Annotated in this window: 15 protein-coding genes; 3 read left to right on the forward strand and 12 right to left on the reverse strand. The window is 34.9% G+C overall.

Annotated elements, in window-relative coordinates:
- Nucleotides 1-22: 22 nt before the first annotated feature.
- Both EV144_RS03000 and EV144_RS03005 read right to left on the reverse strand, forming a co-directional pair.
- A complete protein-coding gene (locus EV144_RS03000; protein ID WP_134146044.1) occupies nucleotides 23-2,284 on the reverse strand; it encodes an acyl-CoA dehydrogenase in 2,262 nt (753 codons plus the stop codon).
- 233 nt (nucleotides 2,285-2,517) lie between these two features.
- Nucleotides 2,518-3,435: an EamA family transporter gene (locus EV144_RS03005; protein ID WP_134146046.1), complete on the reverse strand. Its 918-nt coding sequence runs from the start codon at nucleotides 3,433-3,435 to the stop codon at nucleotides 2,518-2,520.
- 104 nt (nucleotides 3,436-3,539) lie between these two features.
- On the opposite strand from EV144_RS03005, the gene EV144_RS03010 reads away from it, so the two are divergent.
- Complete coding sequence (locus tag EV144_RS03010) at nucleotides 3,540-4,970, forward strand: PLP-dependent aminotransferase family protein (RefSeq protein WP_134146048.1); 1,431 nt, start codon at nucleotides 3,540-3,542, stop codon at nucleotides 4,968-4,970.
- A gap of 318 nt (nucleotides 4,971-5,288) precedes the next feature.
- Here EV144_RS03010 and EV144_RS03015 read toward each other — a convergent pair whose 3' ends face one another.
- The 5 genes from EV144_RS03015 to aspA form a co-directional block, all read right to left on the reverse strand.
- Nucleotides 5,289-6,236, reverse strand: coding sequence for a bestrophin family protein (locus EV144_RS03015; protein WP_134146050.1), 948 nt, complete (start codon nucleotides 6,234-6,236; stop codon nucleotides 5,289-5,291).
- A gap of 149 nt (nucleotides 6,237-6,385) precedes the next feature.
- Nucleotides 6,386-7,108 (reverse strand): hypothetical protein, encoded by a 723-nt coding sequence (locus EV144_RS03025; protein ID WP_134146052.1) that lies wholly within the window; start codon nucleotides 7,106-7,108, stop codon nucleotides 6,386-6,388.
- A gap of 77 nt (nucleotides 7,109-7,185) precedes the next feature.
- Nucleotides 7,186-8,574: a sensor histidine kinase gene (locus EV144_RS03030; RefSeq protein WP_134146054.1), complete on the reverse strand. Its 1,389-nt coding sequence runs from the start codon at nucleotides 8,572-8,574 to the stop codon at nucleotides 7,186-7,188.
- A 1-nt stretch (nucleotide 8,575) separates the two neighbouring features.
- Nucleotides 8,576-9,250, reverse strand: coding sequence for a response regulator transcription factor (locus EV144_RS03035; RefSeq protein WP_134146056.1), 675 nt, complete (start codon nucleotides 9,248-9,250; stop codon nucleotides 8,576-8,578).
- Between the two features lie 207 nt (nucleotides 9,251-9,457).
- Nucleotides 9,458-10,867, reverse strand: a complete 1,410-nt coding sequence (gene aspA, locus EV144_RS03040; RefSeq protein WP_134146058.1) for an aspartate ammonia-lyase — start codon at nucleotides 10,865-10,867, stop codon at nucleotides 9,458-9,460.
- Between the two features lie 267 nt (nucleotides 10,868-11,134).
- Between aspA and EV144_RS03045 the strand changes: the two genes are divergently transcribed.
- A complete protein-coding gene (locus tag EV144_RS03045; protein ID WP_134146060.1) occupies nucleotides 11,135-11,713 on the forward strand; it encodes a pentapeptide repeat-containing protein in 579 nt (192 codons plus the stop codon).
- A gap of 179 nt (nucleotides 11,714-11,892) precedes the next feature.
- On the opposite strand, the gene EV144_RS03050 is transcribed toward EV144_RS03045, so the two are convergent.
- The 4 genes from EV144_RS03050 to glyA form a co-directional block, all read right to left on the reverse strand.
- Nucleotides 11,893-12,396: a GNAT family N-acetyltransferase gene (locus tag EV144_RS03050; protein ID WP_134146062.1), complete on the reverse strand. Its 504-nt coding sequence runs from the start codon at nucleotides 12,394-12,396 to the stop codon at nucleotides 11,893-11,895.
- 21 nt (nucleotides 12,397-12,417) lie between these two features.
- On the reverse strand, nucleotides 12,418-13,461 hold the full coding sequence (locus EV144_RS03055; protein WP_134146064.1) for a GMP reductase: 1,044 nt from the start codon (nucleotides 13,459-13,461) through the stop codon (nucleotides 12,418-12,420).
- Nucleotides 13,462-13,753: 292 nt separating this feature from the next.
- Complete coding sequence (locus tag EV144_RS03060) at nucleotides 13,754-14,347, reverse strand: tRNA-(ms[2]io[6]A)-hydroxylase (RefSeq protein WP_134146066.1); 594 nt, start codon at nucleotides 14,345-14,347, stop codon at nucleotides 13,754-13,756.
- A 133-nt stretch (nucleotides 14,348-14,480) separates the two neighbouring features.
- Complete coding sequence (gene glyA, locus EV144_RS03065) at nucleotides 14,481-15,755, reverse strand: serine hydroxymethyltransferase (RefSeq protein WP_134146067.1); 1,275 nt, start codon at nucleotides 15,753-15,755, stop codon at nucleotides 14,481-14,483.
- Nucleotides 15,756-15,863: 108 nt separating this feature from the next.
- Here glyA and fahA point away from each other — a divergent pair, with 108 nt between their 5' ends.
- Nucleotides 15,864-17,147: a fumarylacetoacetase gene (gene fahA / locus EV144_RS03070; RefSeq protein ID WP_134146069.1), complete on the forward strand. Its 1,284-nt coding sequence runs from the start codon at nucleotides 15,864-15,866 to the stop codon at nucleotides 17,145-17,147.
- Nucleotides 17,148-17,472: 325 nt separating this feature from the next.
- Here the strand turns inward: fahA and EV144_RS03075 are convergent, their stop codons facing one another.
- Entirely contained in the window at nucleotides 17,473-18,513 is a 1,041-nt protein-coding gene (locus EV144_RS03075) for an agmatine/peptidylarginine deiminase (RefSeq protein WP_134146071.1), read from the reverse strand.
- Nucleotides 18,514-18,698: the final 185 nt, after the last annotated feature.

Raw genomic sequence — 18,698 nt, forward strand, 5'->3', positions numbered from 1 at the left:
TCCTTTAATCTGTGGTAAAAAATTAAGCCGTAGCAATCGGTGCCGAAATACAACTCTCCGGAATATCAAATGCATTTACAAGTGCAACAGCATCTGGACGAATATCCCAGCAAAGCTGATTAACCATTTTACGAATTGCTTTTGTTTTTACTGCTTCCATGTAGCCGTCTTCGAGATACCAGGCTTTGTTTTTTTCGATTTGCGCAAGCGCATATAATTGATTTAATCTTTTTAATACCGATTTTACTTCCTGATCTTCAACAGTTTCTATTGCTTTTTGAAATTGTTCTAAAACAATTCTTTCTAAATACGCCTGCGAAACATCAATCATTTGGTGCTGTACGACATTAAAAGCGTCGTAAGGTTCTAAACCGCCGTCAACCAGTTTTTTGATACGTTTAGCAGCCGATGCTAAAATTGTTTTTTCTCTGTGAATGAAGGCCTGAAGATGAAATTCTGAATCTAATAAATGTTCATCATCTGTTTTACGGGTTGCAATTGGGTTTTTCTCTGCAATGGCTGTTTTCGCATTTTCGTAAACATAATTGATAATTCCAAGCGAACCCATTTCTCCGAATGCTTTTCTAAATTCAGACAAACGGTTTTTGGCTGTTAATTGCATTAAAACCGTGTTGTCACCTTCAAAAGTCGTGTAGATTTCAGTGTCATTTTTTAACGCATCGATTCTGTTTTCAGATAGATATCCTTTTCCTCCGCACGCTTCGCGGCATTCTTGCAGAATGTCTCTCGTGCTCCATGTTGAATAGGATTTCATTCCGGCAGCTAAAGCTTCGATTTCCTGCATTTCTGCTTCGGTTCTGTTTAAAAATCTGCTAGTTAGATATTGTAATGCAAAATGAACAGCATACGTTTTTGCTAAATGTGGCAATAACCTGCGTTGGTGCATTCTGTAATTTAAAATCGGAACTTCAGATCCGCCTTCCGGGCCAAATTGTCTTCTTTGATCGCTGTAGCGAATGGCAATTGTAAGTCCAGATTTCGCTGCTGCCAAAGCCGAACGCGGAATCCCGATTCTACCGCCAACCAAAGTGCCTAACATGGTAAAAAAGCGTCTGTTATCACTCGGAATCGGGCTTTCAAATTCTCCTTTATCGTTTACAGAAGCAAAACGATCGAGCATATTTTCTTTCGGAATTTTAACCTGATCAAAACTAATTGTTCCGTTATCTACGCCGTTTAATCCCATTTTATGACCGCAGTCGCCAATGGTAACGCCGTCTAAAACATTTCCGTTTGTGTCGCGCAACGGTACTATAAAAGCATTTACGCCATAATCGTGATCATCAATAACCAATTTAGCAAAAACAGTCGCCATTTGTCCGTGTACGGCTGCGTTTCCAATATATTCTTTCTGCGCCATTTTGTGTGGCGTGTGTATGGTAAAAGTCTGATCGTTATGGTGGTAAGTTGCTGTAGTTTCTAAACCTTTTACGTTTGAACCGTGATGTGTTTCGGTCATCGCAAAACAACCCGGAATTTTTAGCGAACCAATATCTTTTAGATATTTTGCATAATGTTTTTCGGTTCCAAGCGATTGTACGCTCATTCCCCAAAGCCCAAACTGAACACCAAATTTGATTACCAAACTCAAATCATGGTAACTCAAAGTTTCCATAATCGCAAAATAATCAGCTATGTTTTCTCCTCCGCCATATTGCTTTGGATACGCCATATTTCCGAGATTTTCTTCGGCTAAAATTTTACACCAATTGTAAACGGTTTGACGGTAAACATTTATATCTGTAGAAGTTTCGTACGCAAATTCAGGTCTGGAAATAACCGATTTTACTTTTTTGATAATCGGAGCTTGTTTTCCGTCCAGAAGTTCGGTTATTTTCTGAATATCAAAATTTGAATTTGTCTGCGAACTTGCGGTAAACGATTCGGCTTTGGATTTGAAATTCTGAATTACTTCTTCGCCTAAAATTCCAAGATCATTTTCTAATTTTAAAAAATCGGCTTGAGACACATAAATATCAGAGTCTTTTTCTGAAAGTGCTCCGGCAAGTTCAAAAATCGTTTTTATTGAAGGTTTATTTTGAATGGTTTTCTCAATATCGGATTTCCACTGCGCGAGTTCATTTCGCGAAGGCGGATTTGAAATGTCTATTTTAGAAAACAGATATTCCTGATCTTCTGGGGAAATTCCGGTTTTGGAAACTATAAATTCTTTTAAAGTAGCGAGTTCTTTCTGAGTCAAAAGATCATCAGACCACACTAAATAAAATAACGGTATAAAGGCTTGAAGTTTGGTATTTTTCATAAAATATAGATTCGGTTGTAGTTTATTTTGCCACGAATTACACAAATTTCACTAATTTTTTTTCAATATTGTCTTTAAACTAATTCGTGAAATTTGTGTAATTCGTGGCAAACTCTTTTTCAGTTTTTCGCATAAAAAAACAGGAATGAAAAATAATCATTCCTGTTTTAATAACCTGTTAAGATTCTCGTAATTTTATAATTCTAAACCAATAAAAAATATGAAAATTACTTTTATTGACAATCCTTAGACGACAGGCTATATTTTTGTTTTATTGCCAAAAGATGATGCGAATTAAAAACCAAAACGGCAATAAAAATAATGCTGTACGCTGCAATTTGAAGTCCGCTTATATTTTCGTGATAAACGAAATTGGCCAGACCAAAAGCAATCATTGGGTTTATGTTTAAAAGCATTCCGACTGTTGAAGAATTGATTCCCGAAAGTGCATATAAATTCAAGAATAAAGGAAAAATAGTAAACAATACCGCGATGGTTTCTATACAGAAATAAAACTTAAATTCTGTTGGAACCGGCCCGCTGTAAACCGGATAAAAAGGCAGTAAAACTATCGCTGCCAATGTTATATGAAAAGTTAGTATGATAAATTTATCAAAACCTTTGTTTACACGCTGGCTTACTAAATAGGATGCATAAGTTAAACCGATTATGATACTGAAAAACATATCCATAATATCAGAATAAGACAAAAGTAAACAACCAGAAATACTTAGCCCGACAGAAATCCATTGTATTTTGGTAAGTTTTTCATGCAATAGAAAATAAGCCAGTAAAGTTGTTAAAATCGGGCATACTAAATACGCCAGCGAAGTTGCTTTTACGCTGATATGGTTCATTACATAAATAAACGTAAACCAGTTTGCCATTAGAAAAAAGCTTCCTCCAAAATTTAATAAAAGTGTTTTCTTTTTTTCTGTTTTTGATAATGCTTTAAAGGTTTCGATGGTTTCTTTTATCCTTTTTCTTTTAAAGGTAAAAGCAATTAACAACATCAAAATGCTGCAACTGAAAACGCGGTAAAACAGAATATCTAAGGATGGATATTCGTGAATTGGTTTTAGCACAAGGCTAAAAAATCCCCAAATGGTGTAAGCTGTAATTGCTGCCAGATAATACTTTGTTGTTTTCACGGGTTTCCTTTTTTGATTGGTTTTTCTGATTAAGCAAATTTCTTAAAAATAAAACAGCAATACAGATACAGTTTTTGTAAATTGCAGCATAACAGTTTTTTTTTATGAAAAATTCCAATTACTTGTATCTGCAGTTTGCAGACCGTATAGAAAAACAGATAAAATCGGGCGTTTTAAACGTTGGCGACAAACTGCCTTCTATTCGCGAAGTCTGTGCAGAAACGGGCTACAGCATGAGTACAGTAAGTAAAGCGTATTATGAAATCGAAAGCCGATCGCTGATAGAATCACGACCACAATCGGGTTATTACGTGAGTAATATTTCGGCGAGACGTCTTGAAATCTGTTCTTCGAGCAGTCCGATTTTGAGTGTTGCCAATATCGATCGTCAGGATTTAATAGATCGGGTTTACGGTAATATGACCGATCAAAATATTACAATGTTGTCTTTGGGTTTTCCTTCTAATGAGTTACTGCCGATTGCGAAACTGAATAAGGGAATGATTCAGGCGATGCGATCTTTGCCTAACAGCGGTACCAGTTATGAGCAGGTACAAGGAAATTTAAATTTAAGAAAAGAGATTGCAAGATGGTCTTTTTCGTGGGGAGGATCGCTTACAGAAAGTGATATTATTACAATGCCCGGCTGTACAAGTGCGATTTCGCATTGTTTGATGACTTTGACCAAACCGGGCGATACCATTATTACAGAAAGTCCTGCGTATTTTGGTATTTTGCAACTGGCCAAATCTTTGGGTCTTTACATCATGGAATTGCCGACTAATATGACAACGGGAATTGAACTAGAAGCGCTAAAAAAAGCACTTTCTACTAAGAAGATAAAGGCTTGTCTTTTAATGAGTAATTTCAGCAATCCGTCGGGAAGTATGATGCCTGTTGAGCATAAAATTGAAGTCGTTAAGTTGATGGAATTTTATAATGTACCGCTTATTGAAGACGATATTCACGGCGATTTGTATTTTGGCTCAAGCCGGCCAACCAATTGTAAAACGTATGACGAAAGCGGGATTGTACTTTGCTGCAGTTCGGTTTCTAAAACTTTGGCGCCGGGATATCGCGTGGGCTGGGTTTCGCCGGGAAAATTTAAAAAAGAAATTCTTCGAAATAAAATTTACCATTCGCTCTCCTCGCCTACTATTACGCACGAAGTTGTGGGCGATTTCCTGAAAAACGGACGTTATGAAAATCATCTTAGGAAAATTCGCCAAATCTTAAATCATAATTGCAATAATTACATTAATACGGTTTTAGAATCTTTCCCGAAAGGGACAAAAGTGAGTCAGCCTCAGGGCGGTTTTTTCCTTTGGGTAGAATTGGATAAAAGAATTGATACGGCTGCTTTTTATCATTTGGCGATGAAACATCATATTAGTATTGCGCCGGGCAGGATTTTTTCGCTGCAAGATCAATTTTCAAATTGTATGCGCTTGAGTTTTGGTTTGCCGTGGACGAATGAATTGAGAGAATCTATTCGAACTTTGGGTAGATTGGCTGAGAAGCAGTTGGTTAGTTAAATTCGCGATTTTGTCATTGCGAGGAACGAAGCAATCTCACTAGAAACTCCACAAAGAAAATCGCCAATCCTTGTCAGGCTTAGCGGAGTCGAAGCCACGTGCCAATTGGAGCGTCCTTCGACTCCGCTCAGGATGACAATATTGTGATTACGATACTTAGACTTACTGCTGTGCGCCTTGAAGTAACCACTCTAATAATTACAAAAAGTTTGATTTTGCAAATGAGATTGCTTCGTTCCTCGCAATCACAAAAAAAAAGGCCGGACAACCTAACCATTTGTTGTCCGACCCAGCAATTAGAAACCAAAAATTAATTACTTAAAGTACATAATAAGCGTCGTTATCGACTTTTTTCGGCTCTTCTTTCAACTGAAATTCATTTAAAATATCAAATTCACTTTGATATTCATTCAGCATCTGCTTGATATTTTTCTCAATTGTATTGGCAATTGTTGTAACTGGTGTATCTGTTGCTCTGTTTTCAAACGGATCCTGCAAGTGAATTGCCATTCTTTCGATCAAAAAGAATGCGGCGGCAATTGCTGTAATTAACGGAATTGCAAACCAGCTTAATACACTTGTTAACCCAAACGGAAGTAATAAAATAAACAAACACAACGTCAAACGAATGTACATGCTGTATGTAGTTGGGAAAATCGTGTTCTTAATTCTTTCACATTTACCCATTTCGTCACACAATCTAGACAATGTATTATCAATTTCTACTTGTTGGTACATATTGATATGTTTACTGTTTTTAGCATTTCTAAGGTCGCGCGCGTGCAGCATTAAAATGGCATTGGGTACGTTTTGATGATTTTTTATAAATCGAATTTCATCTTCGCTTACCAAACCATTAAGTGGTTTTATAGGATCTTTACCTCTTAACGACTGTCCTAAACTATAACACCATGCAATTTGTCTTTTGGCAAAATTCTCTTTGAATTCGCTTGCTTCAACAGAAAAATCCGGATCTTTATAAAAGGTCAATACCTGACGGATTAATGTTCTGGAATCGTTTACAATTGCGCCCCAGACAATTCTGGCTTCCCACCATCTGTCGTAAGCCTGATTAGATTTAAAGGCTAATAATAAGGAAATAATGGTTCCAATCATGGTTGGAATCGCAATTGGAATATCTACGGGAAGGTTGATAAAATAATAATGAAAAATTTCGAATAGTACGGTATAAGCCAATACCAGAGCAATTTCTACTTTAATTTTCCCGAGAACGTACTTCATTGGAATTCTTTTCTTTAATAACATATTTTCGGTTTTAAATTAATTTTTTTTTAAAGTTCTTAGTTCTTAGTCGCTAGTAAGTAGTCTTGTTGTAAAAACAGGCATAAAATTAAATCCTAATAAACTAAAGACTAAGGACTAACAACTAAGGACTAACAACTAAGGACTAAAGACTAAGCCAGTTCTTCATACAATGAAAGCACCGGAAGCCCCAGCATCTCATTAACGTTTTGTTTTTTTACTTTTTTAAATTTGATTTTTTCGCCTTTACGGGTTTCTACAACCATATCTATATTATGTTTGGCGATAGCTTCTGATAAATAAGGCTGTGCATTTTCGTAATCATCATCAAAATTGGGTGTCTGACTTACGATTTCGAAAGAAAAATGATCACTCAAAAATTGCTGTACATCTTTTACATGCATATTTACATTGGCATTTTCGATATAAAGTGCTTTATTAAAAACTTCTTTATTGGTTTCTGTGCTCAAATGCAAAATCGGGCATTTTTGATTTCCTGCCAATTGCACTACATATTGATGGATTTTTTTGGTTTCTTGCTTATATGAAGGTGTAAGAATCACCAATTTTGCAGTAAAAACCTCAATAATACGTTTAAAAATAGGTGCCGAAACTCCATATTGGTTGTGTACCTTTATTTTTAAATTGGGTGTGTGGTCGATGATATATCTGCATGTTTCCAGAACTTCGGTCTGACTTGCCGTAAGTCCGGTTCTGATTTCACGTAAAAAACTTGATGATGAAAAAGTGTCTGGAGCTTCTGAAACTATCATTAAGATAATTTCTGACTCAGAATCTTTTGCCTGATTGATCGCAGATTTTACAGCCGAAATTGTATCCTCTTTTAAAGTCGTAGGTATAAGAAAATTTTTCATATGTATAATTGTTTAGTTTATACATGCAAAATAACTGCGCCTACATTAATGCGGTCTTAATCTAAAATTAGAATTTTCTAAGATTCAACATTAAAATTTTTAATGTTTGTTTTTTTAAAGACAATAGTAACAATGGTGCCTTTGTTTTGTTCAGATTGTACCTGAATTTCTCCGTCATGCATCCTGATAATTTTTGATGCTAAAGGCAATCCTAAACCATAACCAATATATCTGGCGGCTACTTTTCCTCTAAAGAAAGGCTCATACAAATGCGGAATATCTTCGGGAGGAATCCCAATTCCGATATCGTTAATCGTAATCTTAATAATATCGCTATTAGCAGAAAGCGTTACGAAAACTTCATTGTTATCAGAGTACTTTACACCGTTTGTTATAATATTATTTATAGCAAGTTCTAACAATGGCTTATTACAAGGCAGTAAAAACAGGTTGGAATCTTTTGGTGCGAAGTTTAATTTAATGCTTACACGGTTATCCGGATAAATTTTATCCAGATCCGATTTTACATCCATCAGCAATTCATCGATTCGGGCAATATCAGAAACCTGTTTTTTACCATCGTAACCCGTTTGAGTTAATTTTAATAAACTCTCGGTTAAGTTTCCTAATCTTGAAGCCTGACTGTAAATATTTTCTAAAGACTGCACATATTCTGAAACTTCACGCTCTTTGAGAAGCATAATTTCAGACTCGGCAATAATAGTGGTAATTGGCGTTTTTAATTCGTGCGAAGCATTATTAATGAAGTTTGCCTGAATCTCGAATGAAGTTTCTAAACGATCCAGCATATCATTAAAAGTATTGGTAAGATCTGAAATTTCATCAGAATTCTTAACCTCTGGCAATCTGTTATGTAAATTAGAAGCCCGGATTCTATTTACTTCTTTTGTAATTCTAACTACAGGATTAATAACTCGTTTCGCCAAAAATCGTCCTAAAAAGAACGCCAGAAAAACAAACCCAATACCGCCAAACAGCATTATTTTTACAATATAAACCGTGGTATCTGTTCCTTTTCTGTCTCTTGCTCCTACAATTACAATATATTCCTGAGTGCCTTCTTTAAAAATCTGTCCTAAATAATATTTATTATCGATTTCATAAGAATCTTTTCCGGTGTTTAAAATATTGGTATAAAACTCATTCGGAAGATTCAGATTTGTATTATAATCAAAACTATTATGGCTGTTAATTTTAAGTACAAATTCCTGTTCTTCAATAAGTTCTTCAAGTCCGTCTTTTTTAAGCGCTTTGTAATACTTAATTTTTTCGGGATCTTTTTGAAGATGAATAGAAGCCACAATTTTTGCTCTGTCATCCAGTCTTTTCAAGAAATGATAACGGTTATTTTCTCTAAACAAGAAAAAAACAATCACACACAATAGCGAAGTACTAAAGGTGGAAAGCGCAACATAATTAAACGTAATTTTTTTTCTAATATCCATACTATGTTTTTATAACATAACCCAGTCCCTTCATGGTATGAATAAGTTTGACTGAAAAAGGTTTATCTATTTTTCTTCTTAAATACGTAATATATACATCGACAACGTTGGTGTTCATATCAAAATTAATATCCCACACATTGTCTAAGATTTGATCTCGGGAAACAATATTACCGCTGTTTTTAGCCAGATAATACAATAGTTTAAATTCTTTAGCCGTTAGAATAATCGATTCACCATCACGTTTTACCGTTTTGGCGCGTCCGTTTATTTCTAAATCTCCAACAACAATCGTATCAATTTTTTCTGTTTCCTGATGTGCTCTTCGGTGCAATGCATTTACTCTCGCATCAAGTTCTCCAAACTTAAAAGGCTTAACCAAATAATCATCGGCACCCGAATTAAGACCCGTTACAATATTTTCTGAAGTTCCCAAAGCCGTTAAAAGCAAAATCGGAACAAAGTTTTTACTCGCGCGAAGTCTTCTGCAGATTTCAATTCCGTTTATGTCCGGTAACATTACATCCAAGACCACAACATCAAAATTATAATTATGAATCATCTCCAATGCCGTTGTGCCATCGAGAGCCACACTAACTTCGTTGTTGTTTTCTGCAAACCCTTTTCTTAAAATTGAAAGCAAGTTTGGTTCGTCTTCGACTATAAGTAATTTCATTTGCAAAAAGTTGTATATACAACAAAAATAAGCATTGAAATCTATATAAGTATTACATATTATAGAATTATTATCAATTTTTGAAGAATAAAAAAAGCAGCCGTTTATAGCTGCTTTTTACCTATTTATAAAAGGTTATAATTTTTATTCTTTAATTTTTAAAATTGAAAACTAGGTTTGAATCAAAAAGAGACAACTATAATTACTTTATTTAGTAATAAACTTAGGATTAATTAAATTCTCTAAAGAATAAATTTCGTCCCATTTTTCCTGAGTAATCAATTTTCTTTCTTTTACCACAATATCATGTACACTTTTATTGGTTTTAAGCGCTTCGCCGGCAACACTTGCACTTTCTTCGTAACCTAAAATTGGATTTAGCTGTGTTACAATTCCGATGCTGTTCATTACCAGATTATAACAATGATCGACATTTGCCGTAATTCCAACAATACATTTATCAATTAAAGTCTGAATGGCATTAGAAAGATAATCGAGCGAAGTAAACATTGCAAAAGCAATAACAGGTTCCATTACATTCAACTGCAATTGTCCTGCTTCTGCCGCCATTGTAACGGTTAAATCCTGACCAATTACATAAAAACAAGTTTGGTTGACAACCTCTGGAATTACCGGATTTACTTTTCCCGGCATAATCGAAGAACCCGGCTGACGCGCAGGCAGATTGATTTCGTTGAAACCCGTTCTTGGCCCAGAACTCAATAATCGTAAATCATTGCAGATCTTAGAAATTTTAACTGCAGAACGTTTTAATGTTCCCATAATCTGTACATAAGCGCCTGTGTCTACCGTTGCTTCAATTAAATCTGGAGAAAGCGTAAGCGGAATACCAACTTCTTTTGCCAAATAGGCCACACAAATTTCTGGATAGCCTTGCGGTGCATTTACTTTTGTACCAATTGCAGTTGCGCCCATATTGATTTCTAACAACAATTCCTGAGCATTTTTCAAACGAATAATATCTTCGCCAATTGTTGTGGCGTAAGCTTTAAATTCTTGCCCTAAAGTCATCGGAACTGCATCTTGCAATTGGGTTCTTCCCATTTTCAGCACTTCTTTAAACTCTTCTCCTTTTTTCGCAAAAGCGACTTCAAGTCCAGCAAGCGTTTTAATAAAAGTTTCCATTTTTAAATAAAGCGCAATTCTAAAAGCCGACGGGTAAGCATCGTTTGTAGACTGTGAACAATTTACATGATTGTTTGGATGCAGAAAATTATATTCTCCTTTCTTATGACCTAAATATTCGAGACCAATATTAGCAATTACTTCATTAGCATTCATATTTACAGAAGTTCCCGCGCCACCCTGAATCAAATCGCTTACAAATTCCTTGTCAAATTTACCCGCAATAACCTGATCGCTTCCGTAGCAGATTGCTTCTGCAAGTTTTGCGTCTAGTGCACCACAATCTTTATTGGCTAAAGCAGCAGCTTTTTTTACATACCCTAAAGCTTTGATAAATAATGGTTCTTTGGAAATTGGAATTCCGGTAATATTGAAATTTTCTACAGCTCTAAAAGTTTGAATTCCGTAATATAAATGATTGGGAATCTCTAATTCTCCTAAAAAATCATGCTCTTTTCTTGTTGCTTCCATATGATAAAATGGTTGTATTTAATTTGAAAAACTGATGTAAAGCTACATCAAATAAATAGTATGAAGAAAGAAAATAGACCGAAAAAATCAGGAGGTTTTTAGGCCTGATTTGAGATCAAAAATGAATATTTTTTGCGTTTTACAATAATGCAATAAATGGTTAACTTTGCGCTATTAAAAAAAGCTTTCCATATATTGTGCTATTATTAAAATTCAGCAAAAGCTAAATTTGTAATAAATTTATTTATAGACACCTCAAAAATTATTTTGAAAAAAAAATCAGAATATTTTCTCGATAAAGAATACGACTCCTTTGTTTACGGGAGAGACGATCTTAATTTTAAAGATTTTGAATGTTGTATTTTTAATAATTGTAATTTTTCTGCCTGTACTTTTCTAGCCGTTACTTTTATCGACTGTGTTTTTAATGATTGCATTTTTAATGAAGCCAAAATTAACTATGTAGCGTTTAGAACAGCCACTTTTAATCGCTGCGAAATCAAAGAAGTCAATTTTGCAATGTGTGATAAATTGATTTTTGAAGTTAATTTTAATAACTGCATTTTGGATTTTTCTAAGTTCTATACTTTAAAAATTAAAGGCACAATTTTTACCAATTGCAGTATAATTGCCGTAGATTTTATGGCAGCAGATCTTACCAATGTTGTTTTTGAAAACTGCTATTTGTATCGTTCTGAGTTTGATAAAGCAATCGCCAATAAAGCCGATTTTAAAACAAGTTTTAATTACACAATTGATCCTTCTAAAACGAAACTTAAAAAGGCTGTTTTTTCTTTGAATGAAGTAAAAGGCTTATTGTTTAAGCATGGGATTATGGTAAGTTAAAATAAAAAAAACACAAAGTTTGTCATTGCGAGGAACGAAACAACCGTACTAGCAATAACACAAAGTTGATTTTGTAAATGTGATTGCTTCGTTCCTCGCAATGACAAAAATGGCGAGTTTCTTACGGAGATTTCTCCTTCGTCGAAATGACAAAATTGTAGAAATTTAGCAACGAAAAGCTAATTTTGTATATGCTTCTCCATCACATAATCCTCCATCAAATAACCATTTCCAATTTCGATATTAACTTCCTCAATAATTTTAAAACCTATTTTCTCATAGAAATTCAATGCTTTATTAAAGCGATTTACATTTAATAAAAGTGAAGTCGAATTGTTTTCTAAAGCTAATTCTCCAATCTTTTCAAAAGCCATTTTTCCAATTCCTTTGCCTTGCGTTTCTGGTAAAAGATATATTTTATGGATTTTTGTTGTCGTTTCTTTGTTGTAATTATGTTCAATTCCGATAAATCCTAAAACAGCATTTTCATCAGAAATCAAATAAAATAATTGTTCTCTTTTTTGAAATTGAGCTGTAAGCGCTTCATCAGAATAAATCATTTCGAGCATGTATTTTAATTGCTCTTCCGTCAAAATTTCGCCGTAAGTAATCGGCCAGGTTTTATACGTTATATCCTGAATCGTTTTAATATCGCTTACTGTAGCTTCTGAAATTGTAATCATAATTATGCTGAAATATTCTTTTTATTTATTGGTAAAAATTTGATTTTCTTGCTCGCTTACGCGGATGAAAGTTGTTCGTTTAGTCAATTCTTTTAATCTTGAAGCGCCAACATAGGTACAAGTGCTTCGCAAACCGCCCAAAATATCCAAAATAGTATTGATAACATTTCCCTTAAACGGAACCTGAACTGTTTTGCCTTCGCTTGCTCTGTATTCTGCTACACCTCCAACGTGTTTGTCCATTGCGGTTGTAGAACTCATTCCGTAAAATTGTCTGAATTTCTGACCGTTAATTTCGATCAATTCTCCGCCGCTTTCAGTGTGTCCGGCAAGCATTCCTCCTAACATCACAAAATCTGCGCCTGCGCCAAAAGCTTTGGCAACATCGCCCGGAGTTACGCAGCCACCATCGCTGATAATATGTCCGCCTAAACCGTGCGCTGCATCGGCACATTCTATAATAGCAGATAATTGTGGATAACCAACGCCTGTTTTTACTCGTGTTGTACAAACAGATCCAGGACCAATTCCAACTTTTACAATATCGGCTCCGGCCAAAAGTAATTCTTCGACCATTTCGCCAGTAACGACATTTCCTGCAATGATCACTTTGTCTGGATATTGTTTACGGGTTTGTTTTAAAAACTGTACAAAATGTTCTGAATAACCGTTTGCAACATCAATACAAATGAATCTTAGTAACGGATTTGCATTTATAATTTCTGCAATTTTTAAAGAATCTTCACTTCCTGTTCCTGTGCTAATTGCAATATAATTGTAAAATTCCGGATCGACTTTCTGTAGAAAATCATTCCATTCTTTTGGAGTATAATGTTTATGAATCGCCGTAAAAAGCTTTTCTTTTGCCAGAACTTCTGCCATTTCAAAAGTGCCGACTGTATCCATATTGGCTGCCATAATCGGAATTCCTGTCCACGAAGCGGAACTGTGCAGAAATTTAAAATTTTGTTCTAAAGTGACCTCTGATCTACTTTTTAAAGTTGATCTTTTTGGTCTAATCATTACGTCTTTAAATCCTAATTTCAAATCTGTTTCTATTCTCATGGCGTTACATTTTGATTACTCTCAAATGTAGGGATTTTAGATTTTAGAATGTTGATTTTAGATTTTAGATTTTAGATTTTAGATTTTTTTTCCACAGAGAAACACAAAGATTTCATAGAGATTCGCAAAGTTATAAAACTAGATTTTCTAATTGGAGCGCGTTTCGACTTCGCTCAACGTGAAAGACGTGAAACCTGTATTTTGACTTCGCTCAACGTGACATGTCAAGCTGAGCGGAGTCGAAGCTAACTTGAAACCTGAAACTTGAAACAAAAGAAACTTGAAAAAAAACCTATCCGTGAATAGTTTCTCCTTTTCCGTAATTTGTAATGATTGATTCTTCGAAAGCTAACCATTCTCTCCAACGTTTTTCAACGTCGATTCCTACTCCGTATTTACGTGCGTATGTGATGAAAGTTGTGTAATGTCCGGCTTCGCTTTCCATTAAATCTCTGTAGAAACTTGCTAATTCTTCGTCTTGAATGTTTTCAGACAAAACTTTAAAACGCTCACAGCTTCTGGCTTCAATCATTGCAGAAAAAAGTAATCTTTCTACAAGACCCGAAACTCTGCTTCCGTCGCCGCTTTTCTTCATATATAAATACAATTCATTTACATAATCGTCTTTGCGTTCGCGTCCTAGTTTCAATCCTCTTTTGATGATGATATTATGAACCTGTTCAAAATGATCGATTTCTTCTTTGGCTAAAGCCAATAAATCTTTTACTAAATCCTGATGTTCAGAATTATTAGTAATAATCGTAATTGCGTTTGTTGCTGCTTTTTGCTCGCACCAAGCGTGATCTGTCAGGATTTCTTCTATATTTTTTTCAACAATATTTACCCATCTTGGGTCTGTTGGCAGTTGTAGTCTTAATACGCCCATAGTTTTTCTTTTTGTTTCAGGTTTTATTTGTTTCAGGTTTCAAGTTGTTTGAAATGAAAAAAGTTTAAAGTATTGTTATACGTTATTCACGCATTGCAAAACTTTAAACTTTAAACCTGAAACTTTAAACTAATTAATAAACGAAAATCGGTCTTTCGCTCATCATTTCGTTTACTTCTTCTGCAACTGCTTCGATAACTGCTTCATTAGTATGATCAGCAAGTACTCTATCGATTAAAGCTACAATTGTTTCCATATCTTTTTCAACTAAACCACGAGTTGTGATTGCAGCTGTTCCTACACGAATTCCAGACGTGATAAATGGTGATTTATCATCAAAAGGAACCATGTTTTTATTTACTGTGATTTCTGCTTTTACTAATGCATTTTCTGCTTCTTTACCAGAAATATTTTTATTTCTTAAGTCAATAAGCATCATGTGGTTATCAGTTCCGCCAGAGATAATGTTGTATCCTCTTTTTACAAAAGCATCTGCCATTGCATTTGCATTTTTTTGCAATTGCATAGCGTATGTAAAGAATTCATCTTTTAAAGCTTCACCAAAAGCAACCGCTTTAGCAGCAATAATATGCATTAAAGGTCCACCTTGATTTCCAGGAAAAACAGCTAAGTCTAATAATGAAGACATCATTCTGATTTCACCTTTTGGAGTTTTTAAACCTTGTTTGTTTTCAAAATCTTTCCCCATTAAGATCAAACCTCCACGAGGTCCACGTAATGTTTTGTGTGTTGTTGTAGAAACAATATGACAATGTGGAATTGGGTCATTTAATAATCCTTTTGCAATAAGACCTGCAGGGTGAGAAATATCAGCAAATAAGATTGCTCCTACGCTGTCTGCAATTTGTCTGAAACGTGCAAAATCCATATCACGAGAATAAGCCGAAGCTCCTGCAATGATTAATTTTGGTTGTTCTTTTGTAGCAATTTCTTGTATTTTATCGTAATCTAAACGACCAGTTTCTGCATCTACGCCGTAAAAAACAGGACGGTATAAACGACCAGAGAAGTTTACAGGAGAACCGTGAGTTAAGTGCCCACCGTGAGATAAATCAAAACCTAAAATAGTATCGCCAGGATTTAGACATGCATGGTAAACTGATGTATTTGCCTGAGAACCAGAGTGAGGTTGTACGTTTGCATATTCAGCACCAAATAATTCTTTAGCTCTGTCAATTGCAATCTGCTCAATAACGTCAACTACTTCGCAACCGCCGTAGTATCTTTTGCCAGGATATCCCTCAGCATATTTATTAGTTAAAACAGACCCAGCTGCCTGCATTACCTCATCACTTACAAAATTCTCTGAAGCGATAAGTTCTAGTCCGTGAATTTGTCTATCTTTTTCCTCTAGGATAAGATCAAAAATTTGTTCGTCGCGTTGCATTTTTTCGTTTTTCGTTAATTTCCTGCAAAAATACAAAAAAACGTTTGTCATACAGTTAGATTATGATATATTTGACAAGTAATTTTTCAACAAATAATTAACATTAACATGCCAATAACCGCCAACGATACCAAAAGAAAATCATGGTTAGAAGTACCAGAACATAGTGACTTCCCTATTCAGAATATTCCTTTCGGTGTATTTCTTACCAAAGAAAATGTCGTTACAGTAGGAACCAGAATTGGCGATTACGCTATAGATTTAGGCGCTTTACAACAATTAAACTATTTTGCAGGAATAGAGTTAACTGATGATATGTTTATGCAGGATACGCTAAATGATTTTATTTCTGACGGAAAAAAAACATGGCGTTTAGTTCGAAATCGCATTGCCGAAATTTTCGACGCAGAGAACCCACAGCTTAGAGATTCAACAAAAGACCGTGATATTGTTATTTTTAAAATCGACGATGTAGAAATGCAATTACCAGTACTTATTGGTGATTACACTGATTTCTATTCTAGTAAAGAACATGCAACAAATGTTGGTAAAATGTTCCGCGATCCAGAAAATGCTTTACTGCCAAACTGGCTGCACATTCCGGTTGGATACCACGGAAGAAGTTCTACAATTGTTCCGTCTGGAATTCCTGTTCACAGACCAATGGGACAAACTTTACCTGTTGGTGAAAAATACCCTGTTTTTGGTCCTTCCAGATTAGTAGATTTTGAACTAGAAACTGCTTTTATTACTACAGACGTAAACGTAATGGGAGAAAATATCCCAACTTACGAGGCTGAAGATTATATTTTTGGAATGGTTTTATTGAATGACTGGAGCGCGCGTGATATTCAGAAATGGGAATATGTGCCTCTTGGACCATTCTTAGCAAAAAACTTTGCGACTTCTATTTCTCCCTGGATTGTAACTATGGATGCTTTAGAACCTTTTAGAACTAAAGGCCCTAAACAAGATCCGTCACCGCTTCCGTACCTTCAGACAAAAGGAAAAAAGACTTTTGATATTCATTTAGAAGTATCAATTAAACCGGAAGAACAAGAAGAAACGCTTATTTCTCAATCTAATTTCAAATATTTATATTGGTCAATGAGCCAGCAATTGGCACACCATACTTCTAACGGATGTCGTGTAAATTCTGGTGATATGATGGGTTCTGGAACTATTTCTGGCCCAACGCCTGATAGTTTTGGCTCAATGTTAGAATTAACTTGGGGCGGAAAAAATCCAATAAAATTAAAAGACGGAACGGAACGTAAATTTATTGAAGATAATGATACGGTAATTTTTCGTGGTTTCTGCGAAAATAAGGAAGTACGTATTGGGTTTGGAGAGGTTTGCAGTCAGTTGTTACCGCCTTTCATTAGACAATGAAGAGAAGATAGCATTCATTTATAAAATATAAAAGCTTGTTAGTTTTACGCTAACAAGCTTTTTTTATGCTTACAAGATTTAATTTTAAGTTGTTGTTGTTTTTAATCTCGCAAAGTCGCTAAGACGCAAAGTTTTTATTCTCATTTTGTCATTTCTCCTTTCAGTTGAAATGAGAAACTATACGCTAATTTACTTTAAAGAAAAACTTTGCGTCTTAGCGACTTTGCGAGATTATTAAACATGCCTCTATTTTTTGCCACAGATTACAGGATTAAAAGGATTAAAAAAACTCTGTCTTAATCTTTGTAATTTTGTAGCAAAAAAATTATGCCGGAATCTGCTGACTCAAACAATGTAATGTTCCGAATCCCCAAATAAAATCGATACAGCTTATTCCGATTACTTCGCGGTCTGGGAAACATTCCGACAAGATATTTAGAGCTACTCTATCGTTGCTGTCATTGAATGTTGGAACTAAAACACAATTATTCAAAATTAAGAAATTAGCATAACTTGCCGGCAATCTTAAATCTTCAAAATCGACACGTTTTGGCATTGGCAATGCTACAATTACAGGAGCTTTTCCGTTTTCTAATTTTGCATTTTGAAGACGTTTTAAATTGTCTTGCAAAGGTTTATAGTTCGAATCGTTTTTATCCGTTTCAACAATCGTAACGATCGTATCTTCATTTACAAATCGACATAAATCATCGATATGTCCATGCGTATCATCGCCTTCTATTCCGTCACCAAGCCAGATTACGTTGGTTACGCCTAGATATTCTTTAAAAACAGCTTCGTAATCTTCTTTTGTAAATCCGGCATTTCTAACCTGAATTGATGGATGCATCAAACATTCTTCAGAAGTCAATAAAGTACCTCTTCCGTTTACATCAATTGCACCTCCTTCTACAATTACTGGTTTTCCTTTGTACATAACCTGCGTTAACGGTACATCAATAAAGTCAGCAACTTTACCCGGAACAAATTTATCTAACTGGTAATTTTTATATTTTGCCCAGCCATTAAAATTGAAGTTTAATGCTTCTCTTTTTGACCCGTTTTTTACAATAATCGGCCCAGAATCACGCATCCAGCTTCTGTTTGTTTTATGAATTATAAAAGAAACATTTGCAGTATTTACTCTTGCTCTTTCGAGCATTTCGGCAACTTTTTCTTTTAGTTTTTCATCGGCTACGAGCAAAAACACCGTTTCAAAAGCGGCAACTTTTTTAATAAATTCTACAAAAGCCCATTGAACAGCGTCGTATTTTCCCGGCCAGTCGTTACCGTTATGCGGAAAACATAATACTATTCCTTGCTGCTTTTCCCATTCTGCTGGGAATCTTCTATTATTTGTTGACATAAAGTTGTTCTAAATTTTAAAGAGTACAAAGATAATGATTCGTAAGGATTATAAAACATCCTGAATGAAATCAACTGCATTTCTGATTAATTATCTTATAAAAATTAAGTTAAAGATTAATTAATAACTTCTTAATATATACCCAAGTTCTGCTCTCTACATTTGGCAAAACTAAAAATCAACAC

It is taken from the genome of Flavobacterium sp. 270, from assembly GCF_004368785.1.
GTDB lineage: Bacteria > Bacteroidota > Bacteroidia > Flavobacteriales > Flavobacteriaceae > Flavobacterium.